Annotated in this window: 16 protein-coding genes and 1 tRNA gene; 5 read left to right on the top strand and 12 right to left on the bottom strand. The window is 62.9% G+C overall.

Annotation, left to right across the window (positions count from 1 at the left end):
• Window positions 1-14: 14 nt before the first annotated feature.
• From SUTH_RS10395 to SUTH_RS10450, 11 genes are all read right to left on the bottom strand, one after another.
• A complete protein-coding gene (locus SUTH_RS10395) occupies window positions 15-1481 on the bottom strand; it encodes a chemotaxis protein CheB (RefSeq protein WP_197539573.1) in 1467 nt (488 codons plus the stop codon).
• A complete protein-coding gene (locus SUTH_RS10400) occupies window positions 1481-5956 on the bottom strand; it encodes a response regulator (protein ID WP_041099079.1) in 4476 nt (1491 codons plus the stop codon). Before SUTH_RS10400 ends, SUTH_RS10395 begins: the two co-directional genes overlap by 1 nt.
• Window positions 5953-9201, bottom strand: coding sequence for a PocR ligand-binding domain-containing protein (locus SUTH_RS18845; RefSeq protein ID WP_070099341.1), 3249 nt, complete (start codon window positions 9199-9201; stop codon window positions 5953-5955). The genes SUTH_RS10400 and SUTH_RS18845 overlap by 4 nt, the downstream gene beginning before the upstream one ends.
• A complete protein-coding gene (locus tag SUTH_RS18465; RefSeq protein WP_052473530.1) occupies window positions 9198-13940 on the bottom strand; it encodes a response regulator in 4743 nt (1580 codons plus the stop codon). The genes SUTH_RS18845 and SUTH_RS18465 overlap by 4 nt, the downstream gene beginning before the upstream one ends.
• Window positions 13941-14093: 153 nt before the next feature.
• Window positions 14094-14903, bottom strand: a complete 810-nt coding sequence (locus SUTH_RS10420; protein WP_041099081.1) for an alpha/beta fold hydrolase — start codon at window positions 14901-14903, stop codon at window positions 14094-14096.
• Window positions 14900-15202, bottom strand: a complete 303-nt coding sequence (locus tag SUTH_RS10425; protein WP_041099083.1) for a GIY-YIG nuclease family protein — start codon at window positions 15200-15202, stop codon at window positions 14900-14902. Before SUTH_RS10425 ends, SUTH_RS10420 begins: the two co-directional genes overlap by 4 nt.
• A 20-nt stretch (window positions 15203-15222) precedes the next feature.
• Window positions 15223-15657 carry a hypothetical protein gene (locus SUTH_RS10430; protein WP_148312909.1) on the bottom strand — a complete coding sequence of 145 codons (435 nt, stop codon included), beginning with the start codon at window positions 15655-15657 and terminating at the stop codon, window positions 15223-15225.
• A gap of 108 nt (window positions 15658-15765) precedes the next feature.
• Window positions 15766-16275 carry a ribonuclease HI family protein gene (locus SUTH_RS10435; protein WP_269450440.1) on the bottom strand — a complete coding sequence of 170 codons (510 nt, stop codon included), beginning with the start codon at window positions 16273-16275 and terminating at the stop codon, window positions 15766-15768.
• A complete protein-coding gene (locus SUTH_RS10440) occupies window positions 16235-16510 on the bottom strand; it encodes a hypothetical protein (RefSeq protein WP_041099086.1) in 276 nt (91 codons plus the stop codon). The genes SUTH_RS10435 and SUTH_RS10440 overlap by 41 nt, the downstream gene beginning before the upstream one ends.
• Window positions 16511-16609: 99 nt before the next feature.
• A complete protein-coding gene (locus SUTH_RS10445) occupies window positions 16610-17407 on the bottom strand; it encodes an HDOD domain-containing protein (RefSeq protein WP_041099088.1) in 798 nt (265 codons plus the stop codon).
• Between the two features lie 189 nt (window positions 17408-17596).
• On the bottom strand, window positions 17597-19522 hold the full coding sequence (locus SUTH_RS10450) for an ATP-binding cassette domain-containing protein (RefSeq protein ID WP_041099090.1): 1926 nt from the start codon (window positions 19520-19522) through the stop codon (window positions 17597-17599).
• Window positions 19523-19624: 102 nt separating this feature from the next.
• Between SUTH_RS10450 and SUTH_RS10455 the strand changes: the two genes are divergently transcribed.
• From SUTH_RS10455 to SUTH_RS10465, 3 genes are all read left to right on the top strand, one after another.
• Window positions 19625-19700, top strand: a tRNA-Arg gene (locus SUTH_RS10455).
• Between the two features lie 87 nt (window positions 19701-19787).
• Entirely contained in the window at window positions 19788-20279 is a 492-nt protein-coding gene (locus tag SUTH_RS10460; protein WP_231850991.1) for an ankyrin repeat domain-containing protein, read from the top strand.
• Window positions 20280-20281: 2 nt separating this feature from the next.
• Window positions 20282-20791, top strand: coding sequence for a DUF411 domain-containing protein (locus SUTH_RS10465; protein ID WP_041102188.1), 510 nt, complete (start codon window positions 20282-20284; stop codon window positions 20789-20791).
• 236 nt (window positions 20792-21027) lie between these two features.
• Here SUTH_RS10465 and SUTH_RS10470 read toward each other — a convergent pair whose 3' ends face one another.
• Complete coding sequence (locus tag SUTH_RS10470) at window positions 21028-22317, bottom strand: NAD(P)/FAD-dependent oxidoreductase (protein ID WP_041099094.1); 1290 nt, start codon at window positions 22315-22317, stop codon at window positions 21028-21030.
• A gap of 192 nt (window positions 22318-22509) precedes the next feature.
• On the opposite strand from SUTH_RS10470, the gene SUTH_RS18470 reads away from it, so the two are divergent.
• Window positions 22510-23178, top strand: coding sequence for a coiled-coil domain-containing protein (locus SUTH_RS18470; protein WP_052473531.1), 669 nt, complete (start codon window positions 22510-22512; stop codon window positions 23176-23178).
• A gap of 5 nt (window positions 23179-23183) precedes the next feature.
• Window positions 23184-25481 (top strand): GAF domain-containing protein, encoded by a 2298-nt coding sequence (locus SUTH_RS10480; RefSeq protein WP_084207561.1) that lies wholly within the window; start codon window positions 23184-23186, stop codon window positions 25479-25481.
• Window positions 25482-25568: the final 87 nt, after the last annotated feature.

Below are 25568 nucleotides of genomic sequence, written 5' to 3' on the forward strand. Positions count from 1 at the left end.
TTTCCGTGAATGATTCAGTGACGCCGCCGAAACAGGCGGTGGTAATGATCGATGGGTACAAACAGTGAATTGCCGACGAAACTGAGCGACTCCGACTGACCGATGAACAGCAGGCCCTGCGAGCGCAGGGCGGTATGAAACTGCTTGATCAGCTTGTCCTGCAGGTGCGACTTCATGTAGATCAGCAGATTGCGACAGCTCACCAGATCGAGATTGGCCGGTGGGTCGCCGCCCAGCACATCGTGCTGCTCGTAGCGGATGCCGGCCTTGATGTCCTCGTTGACCAGATAGTGCTGCCCCTTGGGCTTGAAGTAGCGGTCGCGCAGCGCGCTGTCCATTTCCTTGAACGCGGTCTGGCGATAGACCCCCTCGCGGGCCAGCGCCAGGGCCTCGGGGTTGAGGTCGCTGGCGACGATCTCTACGGGATGATGGGCGCTGAGTTCCCTGAGCAGGATCGCCAGAGTGACGGGCTCCTCGCCCGACGCACAGCCGGGTACCCAGACACGCACCGGATCTCCGCGAGGCTTTCCGGAAACCAGGCTGGCCAAAGCCGTCCTCAGCACCTGGAAGGACTCGCGGTCGCGAAAGAAGGATGACACCGACACCAGGAAGATATGCTGCAAGGCCTTCAACTCCTCCGGCCGGAGGCGTATCAGATCCTGGTAAGCCTCGGCCGAAGTGATGCCGAGCGTGGATTTGCGCTTCTCCAGCCGACGCAGCAAGGTGTCCTCCTTGTAGCTGGAAAAATCGATGCCCGTGGCTTTGTGTATCTGCGGCAGCAAACGCTGCAATTCCTGGTATCCGGGATCGACGAGGGCCGGATCGGCGTAGTCCGGCGATCGTTCCGCCAGAGCCCTCGCCAACATGGCCGGCCCGGTGTTCGGGGGGCACCAGCCGGGCGCCGGCTTCCCCGGGAACAGGCCTGCCAGCATCGCACCGATTTCCTTGGCCGGCAGCACGTGATCGACGGTACTTGCATCAATGGCCGCGCGGGGCATGCCATCAAACTTGGCATCCAGCGGCTCTTGCGCCAGGGTCAGCCCTCCCTGCGACTTGATGGCACGACAGCCCGCCACGCCATCCGAACCGGTGCCCGAGAGCACGATGCCGATCGCCTTGTCCCGACGAGTCATGGCAATCGACGTAAATAGCGCATTGACGGACGGCGTCGACAGGTGCCCGGCGTCCGGCGCATCGAGCCGCATCGTCACCCCCGTCACATGCCCGTCCCTGCCGGAGGGAATCACATAGACCGTGTCTGCCACAAGCTGGTCACCATCGCGGGCCAACACGACCGGCAAAGCCGACTCGCGACCGATGAGGCGCACCACGAGTTCGTCGTGACCATTCTTTGCCATGTGTTGCGCCACCACATAGGCAATCCGTCCCGTTGGCCGCATGCCGGCAAACATCGGCAGCATCGCTTCCAACCCTCCCGCCGAGGCACCGACGCCAGCAATGTGGAGATTGTTTGCTTGCATCAGGCATTCACGGCCGCCAGCTTTTCCAGCGCCGCATCGAAGTCGAAGTCGTCGATGGCGGTTGCGACGGGTTTGAGTTGCCTTCCGAGCGCCGTGCCTTCCAGTCTTTCGAGCAAATCACCCAGGACATCGCCGGCTTCGGAATCACTTTCCTCCAACAGCCCCTTGAGTTTCTCCAGCGCGGCTTTCAACTCGGCGTCGGGAATGGCAGGTGCCTTGGTGGGTGCAACTGCCGCCGTGCTGCCAGCGCCGACTCTTTCCAGCCCCGGCATGATGACCGCCAGCGCGTCGAGCGCGTTTTGCAGCAGGGCATCGATCTCCTGTTCGGGTTGACCGTCCTTGCAAGCGCGCTCCAGTTCACCGGCGGCCGCCTGCACGCCCTTGGCGCCAATGTTGCCGGCGGTGCCCTTGAGGGTGTGGGCCGCGCGGGTGGTGGCTTGCGGATCGGGATCTGCCTTGGCGGCGGCAAACAACTCGGCAAACCGGCTCTGACTGTCGCGGAATTTCACCAGCATGCGGATAAAGAGCTCTTCCTTGTTCATGGTCGTCGCCAAGCCGGCCTTGATATCGATACCGGGCAGGGGCGGCAGGCCGCCGGCCGTCTTCGCCGCGGCGGGCCTCTCCGCGGTTGCCTCGACAGTCGGCGCTGGCGACACGGCGGCGGGAACCGCCGTGCGAGGCTTGACCCACCTGGCGATGGTGGCGAACATCTCGCCGACATTGAGCGGCTTGGCGATGTGGTCCCACATGCCGGCTTCGATCACCTTTTCGCGGTCGCCGGCCATCGCGTTGGCAGTCATGGCGATGACGGGCAGTTCATTGAGCGCCGGATTCTTGCGAATTTCCCGCGTTGCCGTGTAGCCGTCCATCACCGGCATCTGACAGTCCATCAACACGCCGTCGAAGCGAGTGTCCCTGGCAAGAATGTCGAGCACGATCTGGCCGTTGTTGGCGACAACAACCTCCATACCGGCCTGACCCAGGAGTTCCACGGCCAGTTCCTGGTTCATCTCGTTGTCTTCCGCAAGCAGGACGCGGGCGCCCTTGAGTTTGGCCATTGCCTCGGCGTAGTTTTCTGACTTCTCCTCGGCACGGGTTTCGATCATCTGGCCCATGCCCAGCGTTTCGCCGATCGCTTCGAGCAGGGTGGATTGGGTCACGGGCTTCGTCAGCACGGTCTTCAGGGCGATGCCGCGCTGCTCGGCACTTCCCAGGGCCTCTTCGCGGCCGTAGGCGGTAACCATGATGACGGCCGGCGTCTTGCTCATATGGCCTTGCTGAAGCCGCTCGACGGTCTCTATGCCGTCCATGCCGGGCATCTTCCAGTCCATCAGCACCAGGTCGTAGGGAAGTTGCCTCTTTTCGGCTTCGGCGATCATCCGCAGGGCGTTCTGCCCGTCCCAGGCGGCGTCGACTTCGAGGCCGAAGTTCTTGGCCATGCCGGCGAGGATTTCGCGCGCCGAGGCGTTGTCGTCCACCACCAGAACGCGCACCCCGAGCAGTTCGTCGGCCTTGAACATGCGCCGCGCCATGGGCTCCTTCTGCAGGCCGAGGCGGACGTGAAAATGGAAGGTGGATCCTTTGCCGGCTTCACTCTCGACCCAAATCCTGCCGTGCATGATTTCGACGAGGTTCTTCGAGATGGCCAGCCCCAGCCCGGTACCGCCGTATTTCCGGGTGGTCGAGGCATCGGCCTGGCTGAAGCTCTGGAACATCTTGCCGCATTGCTCCGGGGTCATGCCGATGCCGGAGTCGTGCACCCAGAAATGCAGTTCGACATCCGCCTCCGACTGACTGACCATTTCGCCACCCACGATGATCTCGCCCTTGTCGGTGAACTTGACGGCGTTGTTGCCGAGGTTGATGAGAATCTGCCCCAGCCGCAGCGGGTCGCCCACCAGAGCAGTTGGCATGTTCGGCGCAATGTTGAACAGCAGTTCCAGCCCCTTGTCTTCGGCCTTGAGACCGACCAGGTTGGCGAGATGGTCCATCACGTCTTCGAGCCGGAAGTCGATGGCCTCCACGCTCATCTTGCCGGCTTCGATCTTGGAGAAGTCGAGGATGTCGTTGATGATGCCCAGCAGGTTCTCGCCGGCACGATGCACCTTCTCGATGTAGTTCTTCTGCTTCTTGTCGAGCTTGGTCTGCAAGGCCAGGTGCGACATGCCGATGATGGCGTTCATCGGCGTGCGGATTTCGTGGCTCATGTTGGCGAGGAAATCGCTCTTGGCCTTGGTGGCTTCTTCCGCGACCGCCTTGGCCTTGGCCAGTTCCTGCTGGGCCAGCATGTACTCGGTGATGTCCTGCGTGACGCCATACATGTCGGTGGGCCTGCCATTCGCATCCCTGGCGACGGTGCCGAAGGCATGAATCCAGACAGTGTGGCCGTCGATCGGTCGCTTGTAGGCGTAGATCGAATCGTAGGCGGGTATCTTGCCGTCGATGGCGTCCTGGAAATTCTGACCGGTCGCCTTGGCGTATTCGGCGTCGCCGGCCTCGACGTTGACGAACCAGTCTTCCGCCACGCGATAGCGGTAGTTTTCGTTAGGGATGTCACCGAAGATGTCCACGGCCCGCTTCGACGAGTTGTACCAACCCGAGCCATCGAGCGGCACATGCCAGTAACCCGCCTTGGTAAGCCCGAGCGCCTGATCGTTGAGGAAGTTGATATGCCTGAGCGCATCCTGTGCAGCTTTCCGCTCAGTGATATCACGATAAACAATCACCGTGCCGACCAGTTGGCCCCCCTTGAATACCGGCGTCGTCGAGTATTCGACCGGGATCGCCATGCCATCCCTCCGCCACAGGACTTCGGCGTCCCTGGAGCGCGGCTGGCCATCCTGCGCGGTGAGATACATCGCGCATTCCTCGCGCGGGAAGTCTCGGCCATCCGGATAGCGGTGATGAATCAGCCCGTGCATGCCCTGACCGATGAACTCCTCCTCGGCATAACCCAGCATGGTGTAGGCCGCCGGATTGGCGAAGGTCAATACGCCGTTGTTGTCGAGGCCGACGATGCCGTCCTTGACCGAGCCGAGGATCAGGCGGCTCTTCTCTTCGGCGGCCTTGATCTCGACCTGCTGCGCCTCCATCTCGACGGCCTGCTCTTCGAGACGCGCCGCCTGCTTCTCCATGTTTTCGGCCTGGCGCTGCGTCTCGACCAGCAACTGCTGCGTCTTGTTGCTGCGTTCGAGGATTTCGATGCTCATGGCCAGGATCGGCATCAGGCCGTCGAGCAGGGCCTGCGACTTGTCGTCGAAACGCTCGAAAGTCGCCAGTTCGATCACCGCCAGCAGCCGCTGGTTGCGGATCACCGGCAGTACGGCGATCGCGCGCGGCACGCCGTCACCGAGACTGGAACCGATGCGCACATAGTCTTCGGGCGGATCGGTGATGAGGATCGGCGCCATTTCCAGGGCGCACTGGCCGACCAGGCTCTGCCCGAGCGCGTAGTACTGGTCGAGGTTCTTGCGCTCGCGATAGGCGTAGCTGCCCAGCAGGCGCAAGCGCTTCTGCTCTTCCTCGTGGATGTAGAACACGCCGTGTCCCAGCCGGATCAAGGGCGCAATGCCGGAGAGAAATTTTCGCGAAAGATCGATGAAGCGTTCGGCCTGCTGCAAGTCGCTGGAGATCGCGGCGATGTGTTCCTTGATCCAGCGCTGGGTTTCCATTTGCCGCGCTTCGGCCTGCAATACCTTTATTGCTCGGGCGAGTCCTCCCACCTCGTTGGGGTAGTCGGTATGGGGCACGGTCAGGTCGAGCTCGCCCGCCGCCAGTTGCTCGACGGCATGGCGCATCCGGTCAAGAGGCCGGTTGATCGAGCGCTGGATCAGCAGTCCGAAAACCAGGGCGAGACCCAGGCCGCCTCCAAGCCACAACCAGGTGGTGATCTCTTCATGATCGGCGGCCTCTCGGCCACGGGTCACGGCCTCCTTCGCGCCTGCTTCCTGAACTCTGGCAATCTCGGCAAGGTCATCGTTGGCGGTGATCCCGGGTTTCTGAAAGTCGAGACTACCGACATAAGCCCGCGCCTCGTCCATCCGGCTTTGCTGCACCATGCCGAGCGCACGCTCGATATTGCGCCGGTAGCTGCCATAGTTCTCCTCGAACCTGGCCAGCCAGCGCCGGCTTTCCTCGCGCGTGATGCGCTTGCCGGCATCCTCGATCTCCTGCTTCATCGCGGTCTCGACTTCGGCCAGCTGCTTGAGCGCGCTTTCGCGCTCGGCCGTGTCGCTGGCCAGGATGACCATGCGCACTATGCGGCCCATCTGGGCATAACTGAAGCGCGCATCCTTGATCGCCGAAAGTGTCAGGAGTTCCCGCTGGTAGAGTTGTTCGATCTCGCTGGCGAGCCGGCGCTGGCCGATCAGGGCGTCGATGCCGATACCGATCACGATCAGTGCAAGACCCGCAAAACCCATCATCAGCTTGGTCTTGAGCGTACGTCGCTCAATGGCGTGCATGAGGCGTTTCATGGCGTCTGCTCCTTGGCGATGGCTTCCAGCGCGATGCGTGCCTGCTCGGCATCCTCGGCCAGGCTCATCGCGGCGATGCGCTCCTGTTGCAGGGTTTCCGCCTGCTGGCGCAGCGAAGCATGGGCGGCATCGGCACGCAGGCGGGCGAGCGACATGCTGGAAATCATGCGCGCAAAACCGGAAAGGAAACCGAGGATCACCGGCAAGCGTTTTTCGTCCGCCACCGGGGCTTCCTGCACGGCCTTGAGATACTCCGCTTCGTCGTAGCCGAACTGTCGCGCCTGCTGGCGGAAGAACTCCAGGTCGGGCGGCCCGAGATGGAACTGGCCGATGAAGACATTGGCCAGGTGATGGCCTTCGATAATGATCGGCGAAGCACAGTCGGTCATGCCGTTCTTGCACCGATACATGGTGTAGTCCGTCCCGTCCTGCAATTTCAGCGCAAGCTCCGTGTCGCTCTCGATGCAGCGTGCGCAGGAATCCGGATTCACCCGATGGAAATCGGTACAGGCGCGCTGCCAGCGCGACGACGCCAGCACCTTGGCGTCCAGATCGATGATGGCGGCCGCGATGCCGACCGACTCGCAGAAGGCGGAAAAAAGTTTTTGCAGTTCTTCCAGATCGACCAGCTCAGCCAGTTTCGGCACGGTCTTGTTGTCCTGCATGGCGGGCTGGGCGCGCGCTTTTCGCGCGTCGCCATGATCGAACAGCGGAAAGAACTTGCGATCCTCGACCAGCATGTGGCGTGCCACCACGTCATAGGCGAGAAACTGGAAAAAGGGGCCAACGCCGACCCGGCCGGCCTTGAATTCACCGATCAAGCCGACGGCCTTGTCCACCAGTTCGCGATGGATGCGCGCATGTTCCTCGGCATGGGCATAGCCCAGCGTGGCCTGAATGCCTTCCTCGCGAGCGAAATGCGCGGTGACTTCCTGCACCAGGATGCCGATGATGCGATCCATTTCAACGCTGGACTTGCCCGCGACGATGGCATTGAGCAGGTCATTGGCAACCGCGAACAGGGCGCGGTGGTCGCGGTCGATCTCGGCATTGCCGGATTCGTAACTGGGGTGCCAGTTCAGGCGCACCAGCCGGGTGCCGCTTTCGTCAATTATGTCGGCCGCCTCATGTTCGGCCACCCGGCTGTCCGCCATGTCCGCCGAGGCATAGCGCGGCGCTTCACCAAAGCGAACGCACAGGTCGTTGATTTCCCGCTTGAGGTCGAGAACGCGCGCTTCGCGGCCCTTGGCCAGGTGGTTGAAGCGCTCCGCATCCGACAGGCGCACGAGTTCGTCCTGGGCCTGCTTCATATCGCTGATATCGATGAAGGTGCCGATCAGGCCGGCGGGCCTGCCTTCGGCATCGGCAAAGCCGGAAACGAAATAGAGCGTGTCGTGGATCCGGCCGTCGACGAAGGGCATCTTCATTTCGCGTTCCACCTTGCCGATGCCGGCAATGGTGGCTTCATCCTCGGTCTGGTAGGCCACGCGGTCGGCCAGCGGTAGGTAGTCGAGATCGAGCACGTTTTTGCCGATCAGGTCGGCGCGATCGATGCCGAAGCATTTTTCGTAGGCCCGATTGACGCCGAGGAAACGCGTATCGATACCCTTGTAGAACACCGGATAGGGGATGGTCTCCAGCAAGGCGTTCTGGAAAGCGAGTTGCCGCGCATTGGCCTGTTCCGCGGCCCGCGTGGCCGAGAGCAGTTTCTCGGTATGAACACTGCGACCGACGATCTCGATGTTCATCGCCAGCAGCCCCACCAGATCGTCGAACGCCTTGCATTCGGCCTCATTCGGCACGTGCAGCAACGCAAGCTCGACCACTGACAGCAAGTTTTCATTCATCAGCACGGGGGCCAGCCACACGGCCGCCGGGCGAGCCTCGCCCAAGCCGGAGCGTATCGTCGCAAAACCATCCTGCGCGGTAGGCAGCAATTGGCTGCGACGCTCCACCGCGCACTGGCCTAGCAGCCCCTCCCCCCTGACGATCGTCGCCGGCAGGGGCTCGCCACAGGCATAGCTGCCCGCCAGATTCAACTGCTCGGGATGGCTTTCGTCACAGACATACACCGCGCCCTGCAAGGCACCGAACATGGCGTGGGCTTCTTCGAGAAACGCCCGCGACAGATCGGCCAGGGTCGAGGCCCGCTGCAAGTGAACCGTGGCAGCGGCGATACCGCTTTCGCGCCGCGCATTTTCTTCCTGCTTCCGGGCATTCAATTCAAGTTGCCGACTGACGATCGTCTGGCGGTACTGACCCCTCAGCATGCCAAGGACCAGCATGCCTATCAATAACAGGGCCAAGGCAATGCCGGCACCGATCCAGAACCGTTGTGCCAGCGGCACGCTGCGACCGAGGTCCTCGGCCAGTACCAGGGTCCACTCGCCGAAGGGATCGTTCCACTGGACCTTGGCCGTCGCCACGGCGAAGCGCCTGCCGTCGAAAGGATGACGACCGGGTGTCACTTCAAGTGGCAGCAGTGCGGGTTCCTTGTTCTCGAACATGTTGCCGAACTGCTTGAGGTCGCGTATCGCCTTCAGCCGCTCCGGCGTGGGCTTGCCGGCAAGATGACCGATCCATTCCGCACGGTTGCTGGCATACACCACCCCTTGCGGCGAAAGCAGCAGGGCGACGTCGTTTCGGTCGCGCAGCAGGTGATCGAGCTTCATCGCCGAGTTGCGCGCCACCACCGCGCCGATGGCCTCGGTGCCGCTGGTGGTCTCGCTGTAGATGGGGGCGCTGAAATAGAGCGAACGGTCGCCGCGGGCGAGGCTGACTGCGGCATAGACGTTATCCATGCCCTGCATGGCCATCTGGTAGTAGGGCCGGAACTTGACGTTGAGCTTGGTGGATGGCTTTCCGGCGTTGTCCCAGGAGGAGGCGATGATGCCGCTTTCGGCAACGACGAAAACGCCGTCCGCATCGTAGGAGCGGCCGATGCTCTCCAGCACGGGAAACACCTTCGGGTTGTTGGCCGGCAGCTTGCCCAGGGCTTCCTGCTTGACGGCATCGTCGATCAGGCCGAGCACGGCGATGGCGCCCATCAGGTTGCCGTTGAGCGTAATCGACATCAGTTCGAGGCTGCGACGCTCGGCATCGGTCTGCAGCAGGCTCATGCGTTCCTGCTCGCGCAGGTCGCGAATCTTATCGCTGGCGATGACCCCGAACAGCAGGGACAAGGCGATCGCCAGTGCCCAGGCAAGCGTTGCCCGTTCGACCACGAATTTGGCCAGCGGATTCATGGCGCCACCTCCATGCCGGCTGCCTGCATGGCTGCGGCAAGTTTTTCCAGAGCCGCTTCGAAATCGAAGCTCTTGATGTCATGGTCGATACCCCGATACTGGTCGGGAAAGGCCGCATCGAGCAGGTTGGCGTGGTCGTCGAACAGGTCGCCGGCGGCGGAATCGTCATCCGCCAGTAGCGCGACCAGCCGGGTGCACACCTCCCCGAGCTTTTCACGATCGACGGCGACGGCCGCCTTCGGTTTGGCATCCGCCTTGATTTTCCTTCTGCCGCTGAAAGTCGGCGCTGGCGAGACGGCGGCGGCCGGCTGTACCGGTTGCCTGGGCTTGATCCAGCGCCGCAGGGCCGCCCACAGTTCGTCCGGCTGGATGGGCTTGGTGACGAAATCGACCATGCCGGCCTCCAGACATTTGTCCTTGTCCTGCTGCATGGCATTCGCCGTCATGGCGACAATGGGCAATTCCTGGAATTCCGCATGCTTGCGAATTTCCAGCGTCGCGGTGACGCCATCCATCACTGGCATCTGCATGTCCATCAGGACCACGTCCCACGGCGCACCTTCGTTCCGTATCACCTTGTCCACCGCGATCTGGCCGTTATCCGCAATCTCGACGATGAAGCCGGCGTCGGCGAGTATCTCGCCGGCCACCATCTGGTTGAGGTCGTTGTCCTCCACAAGGAGGATGCGGGCGCCCTTGATCGCCGCCATTTCTTCAAGCAGCAGCGACGGCGCATCGCCGGCGGAACGCTCGCCAACCTCTTTGGCGCCGAGCACGCGCATCGCCGTATCGAACAGCAGCGACGCATTCACCGGCTTGATCAGCACGTCCTCGATGCCGACTTCCTGGGCCTGCTTCAACACCTCTTCGCGACCATGGGCCGTCACCATCACCAGGTGCGGCTCGTTCCTCAGGCCAAGCGACTTGATCCGGCGCGCGGTCTCAATGCCGTCCATGCCCGGCATCTGCCAGTCGAGAAAGACGATTTCGACCGCCTCCGGCGTTTCGCCGAGCTCCCGCACCTGTTCCACCGCCGCCTGCCCGGAGGCGACATCGGTGACTTTGAAGGTCATGCCCGCAAGCAGGTCGTTGAGTACCAGCCGTGCGTTGTCGTTGTCGTCGACGACCAGAACGCGCCGCCCTCTCAGATCGGGCTCCGGCAGCAGGTTTCGCGCCTTGGCCGCGCCAATGCCCAGCCGGGCCGTAAACCAGAAGGTGCTGCCTTCGCCAGGCACGCTATCGACGCCGACGGTACCGCCCATCAGTTCGGCGAGCTTCTTCGAGATCGACAGACCGAGCCCGGTACCACCGTACTTGCGCGTGGTCGACGCATCCGCCTGGGAAAAGCTCTGGAACAGGCGTCCCTGTTGGTCCGGCGTCAGGCCGATGCCGGTGTCCTTGACCGCGCAATACAGCAGCACGTCCGTCGCGCTGCGCTCCTTGACACGGAAAATGATGTCGATCTCGCCCTTTTCCGTAAACTTCACGGCATTGTTGGCGTAATTGATCAGCACCTGCCCCATGCGCAGTGAATCGCCGACGAGGTTTCTCGGCACCTCCGGTTCGACGTCGAACACCAGTTCCAGCCCTTTCGCCGTGGTCTTTTCCGACACCAGGTTGGCGACGTTGTCGAGCAGCTTGTCGAGTTCGAAATCGGTATGTTCCACGTTCAGCTTGCCCGCCTCGATTTTCGAAAAATCCAGGATGTCGTTGATGATGCCGAGCAAGTGCTGGCCGCTGCCCTGTATCTTCTTGACATAGTCGCGCTGGCGCGGGGTCATCTCGGTCTTCAGCGCCAGGTGCGCCATGCCGATGATGGCGTTCATCGGCGTGCGGATTTCGTGGCTCATGTTGGCCAGGAAGTCGCTCTTGGTTTTGGCGGCGTCCTCGGCGAGTTCCTTGGCGCGCGCCAGGGCTTCCGCCGCGGCACGGGCTTCGGTCACGTCCTCCAGCATCCATACCGTGCCGCGCCCCAGATCGCTGGCGTCAACCGCGCTGCCGCTGAGGCGGCACCAGAAACGCGAGCCGTCCTTGCGCACCAGTTCCTGCTCGCGCTGATGAGTCTCGCCACGCGACAACTGCTCATACACGGTGCCACCGCCCGCGGAATAGTCTGCGTCGCTGGCATACCAGACGCGCGTCGATTGCCCGATCAATTCGCCCGTTTCATAGCCGAACAACAGCTCCAGCCGGCGGTTGCCGCGCACGATGATGCGATCGCGAATGAAGGCAATGCCCAGGGTGGCAGCCTCCAGCACAGCCGTCTGTTCCGCGCTGGCGATGCGCACCGCGTCCTCCGCCTTTTGCCGCTCGGTGATATCGTAAATCCAGGTCACCAGGCAGCGGCCTTCGGCAAAATCCATGAAGGTCGACGAAAGCAGCACGGTCAGCGGCGTCCCGTCCGTCCTCACGAAATCCGCCCGGTAGTCGGTCACCATGCCATCGCGATGGATTTGCGCAAGGAAGGCCTCACGGTCCGCCGGTCGCAACCAGGAATCCTTGGTGCTGCGCTTGCCGAGGTCTTCCGGCGCGATGGCGAGCAGTTCGACAAGACGCCGATTTGCAAAAATCGAGTGGCCGCCCTCATTGTTGATCGAAACGCCGGCGGGGCTATTCTCCAGTATCTGGCGCAGGCGATCCTCGTTCTGCCGCGTCTCCTGCTCCAGCCGCTTGCGCTCGGAAATATCCTCGATGATCCAGATGGCGGCCCGGCTCGCTCCGGGGATCTGGACGCCGCGCGCCGAGACCATGGCCCAGAAGGTGGTGCCGTCGCCGCGCGCCACCTCCCATTCCTGATGGACGCCCTCGCCTGAGGCCAGCTTCGGCCCGACCAGCGCACCAAACTCCCGATAATTATCGAGCGAGGGAAACAGGATCGTCGCCTCGCCGCCGACGAACGCATCCATGGGGCGCCTGAGCAATTCGGCCATGACCGGGTTGGCGCGCTGAACCTTGCCATCCGCCGCATACATGATGCCCATCGGCGCGTTGTCAAAAATGGCGCCCTGCTCGGCCGCCAGCGAGTGGATGCGTTCCTGCTGGGCGGTCAGTTCCCGTGCCTGTTCCTGCGTCGCTTTCAGCAGTTGCTGCGTACGCTCATTGCGGCCGAGGATGTCCATGCACATTGCCAGCGCCGGCAACAAACTGGTCAGCAACTCGCGTTTGTCCTTGCTGTATTCACTGATCAGCGCGAGTTCGAGTACCCCGAGCAAAATCTTGTTGTTGATGACGGGCAGCAGCACGATCACCCCAGGGCTGCCGGCGCCGAGGACCGATGTGACCTTGAGATATCCCTCCGCCGGATGCTCAAGGAAAATGGGCTCTTCTTCCAGGGCGCATTGGCCGACCAGGCCTTCGCCAAAAACGATTTCCTCGGGCAGGCCCGCACTGCGCGCATAGCCGCCGCAGAGACGGAGCCGGCCACCATCGGCACTGACCCGGTAAAGGCTGCCCTGGCCGATTTCGAGCAAGGGGGCCAGTTCGCCGAGGAAGACCTGCGCGAGATCGGCAAAGCTCTCGGCGCGCTGCAATGCCGTCGAAATCGCCGATGAATTGCTCTTGGCAAGACGTTGTGTATCAACCAGGGTTTCGGTCATGCGATTGAAAGCGAGGGCAACCTCACCGATTTCGTCCTGGCGGTCGACCGGCAGACGTATGCGGTAATCGCCCCTGGCGACTGCCTGCGTCACTTCAGCAATGCGCCGCAAGGGCAAAATGACGAGCCGAGTACCACCGACCAACACCAGCACGCCGACTGCCGCGAGGGAAGCGAAAAGCAGCAGGACGATCGGGAGCGAATCTCCGGTACCAACCGATGCCGACGCATCAAAGGCGGCGAGGTTGTACCACTTGAGCGGCGGAATGTAGGCAATGGAAACCACCTGCTTTTTCCCATCGAGGTCGAGCGTCATGACCTCACTGGCCTTGTCGCCCGATTTCACGGCGGCCATGGCGGCGCGTAGTCGAGCCTGCCCGCCCTCGTCGGCGAGATGACTCCAGACCAGCGAACGTGCCTGCAGCGCATCTTTCGCGACGGCGTTATGGGCGATCAGGGTGGCATCGGTATGACCCTGGATGATCCCTTCGTCATTGACGAACATGGCGGTCACGCCGGGATCGTGCGCCTTGAGAAAGGACGCGATGAACTGTGAAATGTCGATGCCGGTGCCGACGACGCCTATCGGCTTGCCACCATCCTTCATGACGACGTTGATCCACAGGCCGGTCATCTTCAGTGTGTCGTTGTAGTCGACGTTGAAGACATAAGCGCCCGGTTGCGACAGGGTGCCAAAGAACCAGCTGTCGTCCGGATCGTCCTTCGAGAGTGTCTCCGTGATCTTGAGGGGCGTCTTGTCGAGCGCTGCGATGGCTTTCTGGTCGACGTAGTAGAAGCTCATTTCCGACGCCGACGAAAGAAAGGCAATGTGCCGCGAAAACATGCCAATGAAACTGGACAGTTCTCGCATCGCCGCTGGCGCCGCCGCCTTGTCCTGGGGATTGCGCACCCATGCGCGCAGCGCATCGGAATCGGCCATCTTGTTGGCCAGCGCCAGATCGCCCTGAATCGCACCGAGCGTGCGTTCCTTGTGGAACAGCACATAACGCTCCGCGGCACGATGCGTCAGATCAGTCTTGATCCGGTCTTGAATGCCGGAGATGACAGCCAGAAGCAAACCGCCAATCACCAACCCGCCCGCCAGAAGATAGGCCAGCGCTTTTTCCCGCAATCCGATGTGCACGTTATTCGCTCCGATGAAGGCTGGTCGGTTGAGTTATCGCCCTGACCAGCACATTAAACCTGCGTGCATGCCCCTTGTTGATCTGGATCATACTTGCGAATGCCCGGATCATGAGGGTTGGGTGGCCTTCCGCCGTGCCGCCAGCGCCGACTTCTACGATTCACTCTCCAGCCGCGCGATCCAGTCGAGCACTTCGCGCACGGTGTCCTCCGGCCGCTCGAAGGGAAACAGGTGCGAGCCTTCCATCCAGCTGATGCGTCCTTGCGTGAGGCGATGGGTGGCGGCCAGCCCGACCTGGCGCACCTCGCGCGAACGCGTGCCGGCGACAAAGGCCACCGGCCCGCCCGGAGGATGCAGCCGCAGATAGGCCACCAGGCGATGGGGCACGGTCGAGTAGATTTCCGCTTCGATCTCGGGACGGAACTTCAGGCGGCGGCCGGTGCCGGCGTGGTCCGCCGGATCCTGCTCGGTGCCGAAGTGGATGTAGTCGTTGAGGACCGCCGGGTGCCAGCGCGCGAACATCGGCTTCGCCGCGAAATGGCGATGCGCCTCGACAAGATTCGGCCAGCGGTCGCGACGCCTGATCGCAACTCCCGCGGGCGACAGCCGGCGCATCTGGCCGGCCGCCTTGGCCATGCTGACCAGCCCGGCTTTCCAGCCGTAAACGATGGGCGAATCGAGCAGCACGATGCCGCGCACACGCCCGGGGCGCTGACCCGCCGCCAGCAGGCTCAGGTAGCCACCCATCGAATGCCCGACCAGCCAGAGGCGAGGTTCGGCCTGGCTGTCGATCAGCGCGACGAGTTGCTGCGTCATGCCGCGCCAGCTGCGGTCAACGGGAAAGCGCTCGTCGTGGCCGAAATGCTCGACGGCAACCACCTCCTGCCCGGCGGCCCGCCAGCCTTCGAAGAGTTGGCGATAGGTGGTGGCGCTGTAACTGTTGGCGTGGGAAAAAACGATCATGGCAAAACGGATTTAAGTGTGCTGGGAGGAAGGGGGCCGGCTGTCATCCGCGCCGCATAAGCGCGCTTTTCAGCAGAGCTCAGCTGCTTGATGCGGTACTCGGCCTTCGAGGCCGCCGCGCGGTCCGGATGAGCTTCCGCGGCCAGCATGCGCAAGGGCGGATGCAGCCGCATGTAGCGCGCACCGCGGCCTTCGACGTGAGCCTTGAAGCGCGACTCCAGGTTGACGGTGATCCCGGTATAGAGGCAGCCGTCGGTACATTCGATCAGGTAGACGAACCAGGTCTTGTGCGCTGACATCCGGCTTGCAGCGGCTCCGTTCAGGTCAGCAGCGGATGCATCCAGACGAACAGCGACTGGCCCTGCGAATCGGCCAGCCGCGCCAGGTCGGCCAGATCCATCACCAGCGCCTGCACGTCCTCCGCATCCCACTGCTCCAGTTCGTATTCTTCGGTGGCCGCCAGCTCCCCGGCAACGAGATCCAGTGCGTCCTCGTCGAGGGTGGCCAGGCGCTCCATGACCTCGTCGGCGATGCGCAGTACCACGGCGCCCTCATCCGCCACATAGACGGGCTCGTAGGCGCCGATGGCCTCTTCGAATTCGTCGCCGGTCAGCAGGCAATGCAGCGTGGCGATCTTGGCGGTATCAATGCCCCGCCGCTCGATGCCGCTCCATTCATCCACCGGCCGCAACGATTCGCCGATGGCGGCAATCTCGTCTTCTTCGGCGGCGACGATGTTCGTCAATATTCCCAAGCAATTTCTCCTCCTTTATGTCCCCGGCTATGCCGGGGACGGTATCCCCTTGCGGGATGTGCGATGCGGGCGGATCATAGCGGAAAGCCGGCCTCGCGCGGCAACACATCAGCGCGACCGCCGCCGACGCGTGGCGGCCTTGGGCCGTGTCGCGGGCAAATCCAGCGCCTGCCGCGACAGGCCATCCGCTTCGAGGTTGCGATGGCGGGGCACCCAGACCAGCCGCACCTCCTCGAAGCGTCGCATGCTTTCCCGTGCCCGGTCGATCAGAACCACCAGCCGGGCAATCCGCGTACTGTCCGTGCCGAGCGCATAGCGGATGGCGACATCGCTGTCGCCTTGCAGCAGCAGATGTCGAGCCCCTGCGTCGAAGGCAAGTTCGAGCGCCGTGCACAGCGCATGCAGTTCGGCTTCGTTGTTGCAGCCGGAACCACCCACCGGTGCCGATGTTTCGGAACGGATGCCGGCGGGTGAAACTAGCACGATGCCAATGCCGAGCTTGCCCGGATTGGGCAGCGCAGCGCCGTCGAACCACCCCTGCCAGTAAGCTTGAGCGCCTATGTTTGGCTCAAAGCGCTTAGAACAGACTGGCGACGACGAAACGATCCCGCGCCGCAAGTTTGTCGAGGCCCTTGACGACTTCCAGCGAGGCGCCCCATTTCATGATGTGGGCAAGAAAGGTCGTCATCGCCTGCGACAGGGCATAGCCGGTTTCATGCCACTCGCTGCGGAATTCCTCGAAGGCCACCGTCTTCGCCGACAGCCGGCCGCTTTTCATCGGCACCAGCGTGACACTGTCGCCCCGATGGCGGATCACGATCGCGGTAGTACGCTTTCCGTTTATGACGACCATCCGGGTCTCCCTGAAATTTTGTCGGCTTCAGTCAGAATAAATATCGGCCGCGACGCGCCCGGCTTGAGGGTCTGCACCATGGCAATGCCCGACCGATACTCACGCATTTTCCTGCCGCTCCTGCAATTCGCTGGCGATCGACATCAACGCGATTCGATGCTCCTCCGGCAGCATGACCAGACCATCCACCAGCCATTCGAGACTGGCACCCGGCATCAGCCTGCGGGCTTCGACCAGATCGCTGGCCAGCGCAAGGTCGGATGTCGCGGATGCTTCCACGATATGGCGCGCGACGTTGGAACAGATCCGCGTCAAATTGGCGCGCGGCGAATCCACTCCGCGCAAGAGCTGCAGCACCAGCACCGGCAATTGCCAGAGTTCGGCGCAACGCATGGTCAGTTGCTTGAAATCGAATCCGCAGGCCGCGACCTGGGCTTGAGAACTGCGCCTGGCCCGCCCGGAAAGCAGCGCTTCCCTGGCCGCTTGGGGCAGCTCCGGCTCATAAACCCAGAGCAGCAACTCCCCGGCATCGGCCAGCAAGGCCGCGACGGCGACCTCTTCCGGGTTGAGGTCGTTGCGGCCAAGGGCCCAGCGCTGCGCCACTTGCGCGGCCACCGTGGCACGCGACTCGACTTCCAGCAGCCCGGTGTTGGCCTCTTCGATTTCCTTGCTCGACAGCAGCAGCTCCCGGAATTCATCGATGCCCAGCTGCATGATGGCCGCCAGCGCCGTGGTGGTCTCATGGTCGAGGCGGTGGGATTTCCTGCGCTCGGCCTCGCGCAGCAGGCGCAGGCACAGCAGCGGATCGAGCAGCACGATGGACAACAGTTCGATCGGCGCCAGCATCTCGCCCTTGGCTTCCTGCAGGGTGTTGAGCATCGCCTTCGAGCGCGGCATCACGGGAAGTTCCTGGGTCTCGAAGAACGCCGCCCATTGCCCGACTCCCCAACGCCTCTTCCATGAATCCAAGTACGGCACTCCCGTTTGCGGCGCGACATGAAACGCCCGATCTAGCTGATCAGCATATATCCGGCGCAACGGGAGCAAAACGTGAATACAGGCCGTTTTAAGTGCCTGCGATCAATTTCAGGACTTCGCCTCCAGCGCCTCCCAGCGTGCCAGGGCGGCATCGATGTCGGCATCGACCTTGGCCAGCCTTGCCTGCACCTCGCGCACGGCATCGGCCGGACCCTGATAGAAGGCAGGATCGGCCAGCCGCTGCTGCAGGGCGCCCTGCTCGGCTTCCAGCGCGGCAATGCGATCGGGCAATTGCTCCAGTTCGCGCTGCTCCTTGAAACTCAGCTTCTTGCGCTCGGGAGGCCTGGACTTCGCCGTATCGCCAGCGCCGACTTTCTGTACTGGCGCAGCGGCCACGCCACCTGTCGCATCGAAACGCGCCGCGCCGCCCGCCGGCCGCTGCCGCAGCCAGTCGCTGTAGCCGCCAACGTACTCCTTCCACTGCCCGTCACCCTCGCTGGCAATGGTCTGCGTCACCACGTTGTCAAGGAAGGCCCGGTCGTGGCTGACCAGGAACACCGTGCCGGTGTAATCCTGCAAGAGCGCTTCGAGCAACTCCAGGGTTTCGATGTCGAGGTCGTTGGTCGGCTCGTCGAGCACCAGCACGTTTGCCGGCCGCGCGAACAGGCGCGCCAGCAGCAAGCGGTTGCGCTCGCCGCCGGAGAGCGATTTCACCGGCGACCGCGCGCGCTGCGGAGCGAACAGGAAGTCCTCCAGGTAGCCGATCACATGCTTCTTCGTGCCACCGATCTCGACGTAGTCGGAGCCGGGGCTGATCACTTCGCACAGCGGCGCCTCGGGATCGAGCTGGGTGCGGAACTGGTCAAAGTAGGCGACCTCGATCCGGCTGCCGAGCTGAACCTTGCCGGCATCGGGTTCGATCTGCCCGAGGATCAGCCGCAGCAGCGTGGTCTTGCCGGTACCGTTGGCGCCGATCAGGCCGACCTTGTCGCCGCGCTGGATGCGGCACGAGAAGTCGCGCACCACGACTTTTTCGCCCGCGGTTGTCACAAATCGCTTGCTGACATTTTCGAGTTCGGCCACCAGCTTGCCCGAAGCATCGCCGCGCACCACGCGAAAATCCACCTTGCCCTGCTGCTCGCGCCGCGCCGCGCGCGCCGCGCGCAATTGTTCGAGGCGCTGGACGCGGCCGACGCTGCGCGTGCGCCGTGCTTCGACGCCCTTGCGGATCCAGATTTCCTCCTGCGCCAGCATCTTGTCGGCGCGGGCATTGGCCAGCGCCTCCTCGTTGAGCATGAATTCCTTGCGTTCCTGGTAGGCCGCGAAGCTGCCGGGAAAGCTCACCAGCCGGCCGCGATCCAGTTCGAGAATGCGGGTCGCCACGTTGTCGAGGAACACCCGGTCGTGAGTGATGAGCATGACGGCCCCCTGATAGCCGCGCAACAGCTCCTCCAGCCAGAGTATCCCGTCGACGTCGAGGTGGTTGGTCGGCTCGTCGAGCAGCAGCAGTTGCGGCTCGGCCACCAGCGCGCGGGCCAGGGCAACGCGCTTCTTGCCGCCCCCGGAAAGGGTATCGACATGGGTATCACCATCCAGCGCAAGGCGCGAAATGGCCTGCTCGACGCGCGAATTCAGGGTCCAGCCGTCATTGGCTTCCAGTTGCGCCTGCAGCGCCTCAAGGCGATCCATGGTCGCCGTGTCGCCAGCGCCGACTGTATGGGTAACCTCGTGATATTCGGCCAGCACCCGCGCCACGTCGCCCAGCCCGGCGGCAACGGCCTGGAACACCGTGTCGTGGCTGGCGAATTCCGGCTCCTGCGGCACATAGGCGATGGAGAGGCCGGGCTGACGCCAGACTTCGCCGTCGTCGAGCGAACCCAGGCCGGCGAGCGCCTTCAGCAGGCTGGATTTGCCGCTGCCGTTGCGGCCGATGAGTCCGACGCGCTCGCCGGCATCGATCTGCATCGCCGCGTGGTCGAGAAGGGCGACATGCCCGTAGGCGAGACAGGCGCGATCGAGGGAAATGACGGGCATGGAAAGGGGGGCGGGAAATGGGTGCCGGATTATAGGCGCGCAGCCTGTGTCTGCGGCCGCCCGCAGACGGCATCCCCAAGTGGGATAAAATTCGCGGCTCGCGCCCTTGTAGCTCAGTGGATAGAGCGACCGCCTCCTAAGCGGTAGGTCTCAGGTTCGATTCCTGACTTGGGCGCCAAGCATGGCAATCGAGACGGCTTCTCGATTCACCCCGAGGTGAAGACCCCAACCAAAACGCGAGGCCAAAAATAAAATGAAGCATTTGATGAACCAAGGCTTTTTCCGCTCACTCCTGCTCTGCTGCGCCCTGCACTCCAGTTTCGCCTTTGCGGCTGATGCCACCCTGGGCAAGAACGAGCAGCCGATCCACGATGCGGCCCGCATGGGCACGCGGCAGGATGTCGAGAAACTGCTCAAGGCGTCGCCGCAGAGCCGCGACGCGCGCACCGACCTCGGCGCCACGCCGCTCCACTATGCGGCGATGAATGAGGATGGCGGCCCGCTGCAGGCGCTGATTGCGGCGGGAGCCAACGTCAATGCGCGCGACAAGGAAGGCAGGACGCCGCTGCACATGGCCGCTTTTTCGACGCGCACAAAGCACGCCCTGCCCCTGCTGCAGGCGGGCGCCGATCCGTCACTGAAGACCGATGCCGGACGCGACGCGCTGAGCATGGCGCGCAAGGTGCGCGCCGACGAGTTCGCCGGCGTGGTGTCGCTCTGGCTGCTCAAGGGCTGCAAACCCGCCAAGCCGTGCTGACCATGCGGCACCTTCTCGCGCTTGCGTTGGCAGTTTTTGGATCGATGCAGCCGGCACTGGCCGCAGATGGCGACAGCCCGCCGCGGATCGAAATGTTTGCCCCCAGCCCCTGCCTGTCATGCATCGACTGGGCCGATCACCTGCGCAAGAACGGCTTCGAAGTCACCATCACCGAAACCCTGGCGACCAACATGCCGCGCCTCAAGCGCTGGCTGAACGTGCCCTCCGAGCTCGAATCGGTGCCAACCGCCAAGGTGGCCGGCTATTTCATCGAAGGGCATGTTCCGGCCGAGGACATACATCAATTGCTCAAGGAAAAGCCCAGGGCACGAGGGCTGGCCGTGCCCGGCCTGCCGCGCGGCTCACCGGGGCGCGAAATCTCGAACCCCTTCTGCGAAACGGCCTGCACCATTCTCGATAACGCCGGCCAGGAAAAGGATGTCCGCCGCGAGAGGTTCGACACCCTGCTGGTCGGTCCGGACGGCAAGACCAGCATCTTCGCCCGCCACTAACGCTCATGGCACCGAGTTGCCACCCGCCGAAGATTAAACACGCGAAGGGCGAATTGGTTGCCCGCCCCCCTTCCGCTAAGCGGCCCACGGCTGGCTTTGCACAGCCAGCTGGCTGCGGCGGCGCGACGCATGCGTCGCGAATTCCCGCCTCGCCCCTCACGGGGGGTTACCAGTCGACGCGCTGCGCGCGTCCATTACCGCAGGCTTCGAACAAGGGGTTTCGTTAGGATTTCGCTTCAATCCTTCGCGAGAAACTCGGCGTACATCGATGTTGCCCACGCGGCATCTTCGCCTCGCGGCTGCGGATCGTAATGCTGGCGCACGGTTTGCATGATGAGGCCGTCGCCGCGCAGGCGGTATTCACCGTCGATGCGGATGCTTTCCATCGGTTCCACGTCCGAAAACACATGGCAGACACTTTCCGGCAGCAGCGGTTCCGGAATGCTGCCGCGCGCACGACCGGCAATCTCGCGCGCGGCGATGCGCCCCAGCCGGTTGGCCAGATGCCCGCTCTTCGGATAGTGCCCGAACAGGGGCGACACCCTGTCGATCAGGTCACCGATCAGGAAGATCCGATCGTCATCGCGCGCATGGAGATGGATCGGGTCCAGGGCACCCCATCCGGTCGCCCTGCCCTCGCTGTCGCGCGCGACCAGCCCTGCCTGCCACACCAGATCGCCAGCCTGCTGGGCGGCCATCAGGATGCCGTCGTCGAAGCGCAGGTCATCGAACTCGGTCGCCATCGTCTTCCCGAAGGGATCGACGGATTTCACTTTGGCATGCGTCAGGTGCACGACCTGATCCTTGTAGCGATCGGCAAAGACACGGTTGAAGGCCTGCATGCCCGGGCCGGGATCGACGATGATCAGCCGTCCCTTGATTTTCTTCTGCTTGAACAGCCAGGCGATCATCACCGCGCGTTCGTAGGGCGCCGGCGGGCATCGGTAGGGTGCCGGCGGAATGTTCATGACGAAGTCGCCGCCCTTGAAATCGGCGAGCTTCTGCTTCAGCAGGTCGAGCTCGTCGGCAACGAATCCCGCCGGAAAAGCCTTTCTCGCCTGCTCTGCGGCGCGGCGATCGTCGCCGAACCACGACTCGTAATCGTAGCGGATGCCGACGGCCAGAATCAGCCAGTCGTAATCGAGCGTGCCGCCGCGGGTGATGACGCGGCGCTGCTCGCGGTCGATGGCCGTGGCCTCGGCCTGCACCAGCGTGTAGCCCCAGGTCCGGGCCGCAGCGGCAAAGTCGTGGCTGCGGCCGCTGTCCTCCGCGAGGCCGACCAGCCACTTGTTGCTCATGGGCAGGGAGCGGAATGCCGCGCCCTTCTCGACCAGCACGACTTCGAGCTCGGGCGCCATGTCACGCAAATGACGGGCAGCCGCAAGCCCGCCCCAGCCGCCGCCGACGATGACCACGCGCCGCTTTCGGCTGCGCGGCAGTATCTGCGCGAACACCGCGCCGGAGACCAGAGTGGCCCCCCATGCGCCGCTCGATGCAAGAAAATGACGCCGGCTAAACTTTTTCATTCAATGACCGATCCATGCTGACAGGCCCGGCAACAGGGTTCCGCCGCGAAAATAGGGCTGATATGATTCTACGGTAAGCGTATTATCGGACGAATATGACGAAGGGCATGCAAGCATTGCCGTTGCTCGGTTGAGCCACAAGCCTTGCCGCCCGGTACCGAATTTTGCGATTTTGGATCCGCTGTTCCCTGCATGATGACTAGCGAAGTATCGACCATCGAAGAAGAGCTTGCCCTCGCCCAGGCAGATTCGCGCGACATGAAGCGCACGGTGATGGCGCTGCGCGCCGAGCTTGAGGCGGCGCATGCCGAGATTCATGCTTCGACATTGCGCGCGACCCAAACCAGTGCAGCGGAAATTTCGCAACTCAAGATTACCGTCGGCGCCCTGCGCGAAGAGCTTGAACGCGCCCGCGTCGAACGCGAAAAGGCAGTCCAGCAGGAGCGTGTCGCCGCAAATCAGGAAGCCCAGATGCTCAAGGCAACAGCCGCCGCCTTGCGCGAGGAGCTCGAAAAATCGCACGCCGAGCGCGATCACGCCGTGCAACAGGAGCGCGTGGTCGGGCATAACGAAATGCAGCAATTGAAAGCCACTTCGGCGGCCCTGCGCGACGAACTGGAGCGTGCGCGCGCCGATGCCGACAATGCCGTGCGCACCGCGCTGGTCAGTGCGCAGGGCGAAATCGCACAACTGCGCCAGACTATCAGCGGCTTGCGCGAAAGCCTGGAACTGGCGCAAATCGACAAGACCAATTCAATCAATCGCGAGCGGACTCTCTTCGCCGACGAAGGCACACAGCTGCAACACACGATCCAGGCCCTGCGCGACCAGATCGAAGCCATGCGCCCCACCAAAGCATGAATACCATGGACCAACCCACCCAGGCTGTCGACAGCAAAAAGAAAACCACCGATCGCGACCAGGAAAGCCGTCGCCGCCTGCGTCATCTCGAACTGCTGCTGGAAGTCACGCGCCGCATGGCGAGCTATGGCACGCTCGATGAAGTCCTGCAGGCACTGGTGGAGATGACCACCACCGAGCTGAATGCAGAACGCGGATCGTTGTTCCTCAACGACCCCGACACCAATGAGCTGTATTCGCGCGTGGCGCAAGGCAACATCCAGCGCGAGATCCGCATCCTGAACACCAGCGGCGTGGCAGGCTACGTGTATACCGCGGGCGAGGCGCTGATCATCCATGACGCCTATGCCGACGAACGATTCAACCGCTCGATCGACGAACAGACCGGATTCACGACGCACAACATTCTTTGCGTGCCGATCAAGACGGTCAAGGGCGAGATCATCGGCGTGGCGCAGACGCTCAACAAACGCACCGGCAAGTTCACCAAGCAGGACCTGAACCTGCTCGAAGCGATGACCAGCCAGGGCACGCTGGCACTGCAAAGCGCGCAGTTCATCGAGCGCATGCAGGCCATCCGTCGCCAGGAAATGGAGTTCATCGACGTCGTCTCCGAGGTCACCGCCGACATCAAGCTCGGCTCCCTTCTGCAAAAGGTCATGGGCGAAGCGACGCGCCTGCTCAATGCCGAGCGCTCGACCCTGTTCCTCAATGACGAGAAGACCAGCGAGCTGTGGTCGGAGGTTGGCCAGGGCCTGGAGTCGGTGCAGATCCGCCTGCCCAATCATCTGGGCATCGCCGGCGCCGTGTTCACCTCGGGCAAGGCGATCAACATTCCCTACGCCTACGCCGACCTGCGCTTCAATCCGGCCTTCGACAAGAAAACCGGTTATTTCACGCGCTCGATTCTCTGCGTGCCCATCGTCAACAAGCACGGCAAGGTGATCGGCGTCACGCAGGTGCTGAACAAGCGCGGCGGCCCCTTCACCGGCGAGGACGAATCACGTTTGCGCGCCTTTACCGCGCAGATTTCGATCGCTCTGGAAAATGCCAAGCTGTTCGCCGACGTGCAGAACATGAAGAACTACAACGAGGCGATGCTGGAGTCGATGTCGAATGCGGTGATCACGCTCGACGAAAGCGAACGCATTGCCACCTGCAACGCTGCCGGCCTGCGCATCCTGCGCGTGCACCCGCCGCAGATTCTGCAAAAGCCCGCCGCCGAATTCTTCGCCGGCAGCAATGTGTGGATAGCCGAAAAGCTGAAGCGCGTAGCCGAAACGCAAGCCACCGAACTGGCGATGGAGGCGGAACTGATCGTCGGTGAAGACAAGCTGTCGGTCAATCTGACTGCCCTGCCTCTGCTGTCAATGGAGAAGAAACGCCTCGGCTCGATGCTTATGCTGGAGGATATCTCCAGCGAGAAACGCATGCGGTCGACCATGTCACGCCTGATGGATCCAGGCATCGCCGACCAGATGCTGGCTGGCGGTGTCGACACCCTGGGCGGCAAGAACGTGCAAGCCACGGTGCTTTTTTCCGATATACGCGGCTTCACCACGATCACCGAACAACTCGGTGCCCAGGGCACCGTGGCACTGCTCAACGAATACTTCACGCTGATGGTCGACTGCATTCAGCGCGAGGCCGGGTTCCTCGACAAATTCATCGGCGACGCTGTCATGGCCGCCTTCGGCATCCCGGTCGGCCACGATGACGACGCCGACCGCGCGGTGCGCACCGCAATTTCCATGATCCGCGAGTTGTGGACCTGGAACAAGCTGCGCGTGAGCGAAGGCAAGTTGCCGGTCGACATCGGCATCGGTCTCAATACCGACAATGTGGTTTCCGGAACCATCGGGTCCAAGAAACGCATGGATTACACCATCATCGGCGACGGCGTGAACCTTGCCGCCCGGCTCGAGTCGGCCTGCAAGCAGTATGGCAGCCACATTCTCGTCAGCGAGTTCACCTACAAGGCCCTGAAGACAACCTACTTCAGCCGCGAGCTGGACCTGGTGGTGGTGAAGGGCAAGACCAGGCCGGTGGCGATCTACGAAATCCTCGACTACCACACGGAAGAAAGCTATCCACAGATGATCGATGCCCTGCGCCATTTCAAGTCCGGGCTGGTGAAGTACCGGCAGCAGAAATGGACTGATGCAATGGGCGAGTTCAACGAGGTCCTGTCCCTCAACGCGAACGACAAGGCGGCAAAACTTTACATCGAGCGCTGCCAGCACTTCCTCGCCAGCCCGCCCGGCGATGACTGGGACGGCGTCTGGGTGATGGAATCCAAATAGCCGACGCGAGCTTGCGCAACCGGGCTTTGCCGAAGTGCTCCGGAGGCTGGCTGCATAGTCGGCCGGACCTGCCGCGAATTGATCGCG

Origin of the sequence: Sulfuritalea hydrogenivorans sk43H, assembly GCF_000828635.1 — a bacterium.
GTDB lineage: Bacteria > Pseudomonadota > Gammaproteobacteria > Burkholderiales > Rhodocyclaceae > Sulfuritalea > Sulfuritalea hydrogenivorans.

What these genes read in the sequence shown, in the direction of transcription:
- SUTH_RS10395 (WP_197539573.1), bottom strand. Translation starts at nt 1,481, where the DNA reads ATGCAAGCAAACAATCTCCACATTGCTGGCGTCGGTGCCTCGGCGGGA.
- SUTH_RS10400 (WP_041099079.1), bottom strand. Translation starts at nt 5,956, where the DNA reads ATGAAACGCCTCATGCACGCCATTGAGCGACGTACGCTCAAGACCAAG.
- SUTH_RS18845 (WP_070099341.1), bottom strand. Translation starts at nt 9,201, where the DNA reads ATGAATCCGCTGGCCAAATTCGTGGTCGAACGGGCAACGCTTGCCTGG.
- SUTH_RS10420 (WP_041099081.1), bottom strand. Translation starts at nt 14,903, where the DNA reads ATGATCGTTTTTTCCCACGCCAACAGTTACAGCGCCACCACCTATCGC.
- SUTH_RS10425 (WP_041099083.1), bottom strand. Translation starts at nt 15,202, where the DNA reads ATGTCAGCGCACAAGACCTGGTTCGTCTACCTGATCGAATGTACCGAC.
- SUTH_RS10440 (WP_041099086.1), bottom strand. Translation starts at nt 16,510, where the DNA reads ATGGTCGTCATAAACGGAAAGCGTACTACCGCGATCGTGATCCGCCAT.
- SUTH_RS10445 (WP_041099088.1), bottom strand. Translation starts at nt 17,407, where the DNA reads ATGCCGCGCTCGAAGGCGATGCTCAACACCCTGCAGGAAGCCAAGGGC.
- SUTH_RS10450 (WP_041099090.1), bottom strand. Translation starts at nt 19,522, where the DNA reads ATGCCCGTCATTTCCCTCGATCGCGCCTGTCTCGCCTACGGGCATGTC.
- SUTH_RS10460 (WP_231850991.1), top strand. Translation starts at nt 19,788, where the DNA reads ATGAACCAAGGCTTTTTCCGCTCACTCCTGCTCTGCTGCGCCCTGCAC.
- SUTH_RS10465 (WP_041102188.1), top strand. Translation starts at nt 20,282, where the DNA reads ATGCGGCACCTTCTCGCGCTTGCGTTGGCAGTTTTTGGATCGATGCAG.
- SUTH_RS10470 (WP_041099094.1), bottom strand. Translation starts at nt 22,317, where the DNA reads ATGAAAAAGTTTAGCCGGCGTCATTTTCTTGCATCGAGCGGCGCATGG.
- SUTH_RS18470 (WP_052473531.1), top strand. Translation starts at nt 22,510, where the DNA reads ATGATGACTAGCGAAGTATCGACCATCGAAGAAGAGCTTGCCCTCGCC.
- SUTH_RS10480 (WP_084207561.1), top strand. Translation starts at nt 23,184, where the DNA reads ATGGACCAACCCACCCAGGCTGTCGACAGCAAAAAGAAAACCACCGAT.